Source organism: Actinoplanes sp. NPDC051633, assembly GCF_040681735.1.
GTDB lineage: Bacteria > Actinomycetota > Actinomycetes > Mycobacteriales > Micromonosporaceae > Actinoplanes.
The window spans coordinates 1-1,703 of the sequence record NZ_JBFAZH010001450.1 but is presented as its reverse complement, the minus strand read 5'-3'; the positions used below and the strand labels follow the sequence as shown (position 1 = coordinate 1,703).

At 70.9% G+C, this 1,703-nt stretch carries 2 protein-coding genes; one reads left to right on the top strand and one right to left on the bottom strand.

All coding sequences use genetic code 11. The features are described 5' to 3' along the window. Positions 1–125: 125 nt before the first annotated feature. Positions 126–455: a hypothetical protein gene (locus AB0M20_RS41980; protein ID WP_364306944.1), complete on the top strand. Its 330-nt coding sequence runs from the start codon at positions 126–128 to the stop codon at positions 453–455. 76 nt (positions 456–531) lie between these two features. Here the strand turns inward: AB0M20_RS41980 and AB0M20_RS41975 are convergent, their stop codons facing one another. After that, a complete protein-coding gene (locus AB0M20_RS41975) occupies positions 532–1,551 on the bottom strand; it encodes a ketoacyl-ACP synthase III (RefSeq protein WP_364306943.1) in 1,020 nt (339 codons plus the stop codon). Positions 1,552–1,703 lie beyond the last annotated feature (152 nt).

Genomic DNA, 1,703 nt, shown 5'->3' with positions numbered 1-1,703 from the left:
CCCTTCGGCCTGGACGACTTCGAGGCCACCGTGCGGCAGATCGACCGGTTCTACAGCGAGGTCGCGAGGCTGCCACCCGCGGAGTGATCCGTGTACCCGGCCGCCGGGCGGGTATCGGTTGTCACATGACAAACTCCGATCAGGTGCCCGAGGACATCGGCGCACCACAGTCCTACCTCGTCCTCAAGGACGACACACCGGTGTACGACCGCTCCGGCGACCGCGTCGGCGCGGTGAGCCACGTGCTGGCCGACGACCGCGAGGACATCTTTCACGGCCTGATCATCAAGACCTCGGCCGACCACCGGTTCGCCGGCGCCGAGCAGATCGACGGCATCTACGAGCACGCGGTCATCGTCTCGGTGCCCGGCAACCAGCTCCCGGTGCCCGCCGAGGACGCCGTCCCCGAGAGCGGCCTGCGCCGCGCCTGGGACTGGCTGGTCGAGCCCCACTGAAAGTGGTAGCCCAGGAGGCGATCCGCGGAGCGGATGGCCCTCTGGGCTACCAGTTTCTTTCGCCGGGTGGCGTACCTCAGTTGGCGTACCAGCGCAGGGCCGAGGCGCCGACCGCCATGCCGCCGCCGAAGCCGGCCAGCAGGACCAGGTCGCCGTCGAGCAGCTTGCCGGACCCGGCGGCTGCGTCCAGCGCCACCGGCACCGACGCGCTGCCGACGTTGCCGTACCGGGCCAGGGTCAGGTGGGTGGTCGCGCCGTCGAGCTGCGCCAGGTCCACCAGCTCCTGCAGCATCACACCGTTGGCCTGGTGCGGGACGAAGTGGTCGACGTCCTTGGGGTGCATGCCCCCGCGCTCGAGCATGGCCTGGAGGACGGGCGGCACGTGCTCGGCGACGAACTCGCGGACGCCGCGGCCGTCCATCCGGAAGTAGTGCTCGCCGTTGGCCACCGTCTCGGCCGACGCCGGCCGCCGGCTGCCGCCCGCCTCGACCCGGATGAGCTGGTGTGCTGAGCCCCGGCTGACCAGCTCGGACTCGAGGATGCCGTAGCCGTCCGGCACCGCGCCGACCACCGCGGCGCCCGCGCCGTCGCCGAAGAGCACCGCGGTCCGGCGGTCGCCGAAGTCGAGGATGCGGGAGTAGACGTCCGTCGCCACCACCAGGACCTTGGCACCCGGCCGCACGGAGACCAGGCTGCGCGCCATCTCGAGGGCGAAGACGAAGCCGGCGCAGACGACGTTGACGTCGAAGCACGCGGCCCGGTCCGCGCCGATCAGCTCCTGCACCAGAGTCGACGTGGGCGGTTGCGGAGAGTCACCGGTTGACGTCGAAACGATGAGATAGTCGAGATCCGCGGCGTCGATGCCGGCTCGCTCGAGAGCGGGGACCGAGGCCTTCGCGGCGAGGTCGGAGGCGGCCTCGTCGGGCGCGGCGAACCGGCGCGCCTCGATCAGCGTCTTGCGCGCCACCCAGTCCGGATCCGCTCCCGGGACCAGCGTGGCGAGCTCGGCATTGGTCACCTCCCGCGACGGGAGGTACGAGCCCGTGCCGAGGATGCCGACGGCGGCGGGGGACTTCTGAGCCGGGTCCGGGAGCATGCCAACCACCTAGACGAATTCGGGCAGACCGGGAGTTGCTGCCGTCCTTCAAGGTTGGGTCAACGATTACGGAGCGTCATCATCCGCAGGGCCACCACGGTCATCCGTCCGGTTTGCCGGAAAGGCCGACGGGCGGCGGAGTAATCCGCCGC

Bases quoted from the DNA above. Each gene is read 5' to 3' on its own strand.
- AB0M20_RS41975 (WP_364306943.1), bottom strand. From the start codon at position 1,551: ATGCTCCCGGACCCGGCTCAGAAGTCCCCCGCCGCCGTCGGCATCCTC.
- AB0M20_RS41980 (WP_364306944.1), top strand. From the start codon at position 126: ATGACAAACTCCGATCAGGTGCCCGAGGACATCGGCGCACCACAGTCC.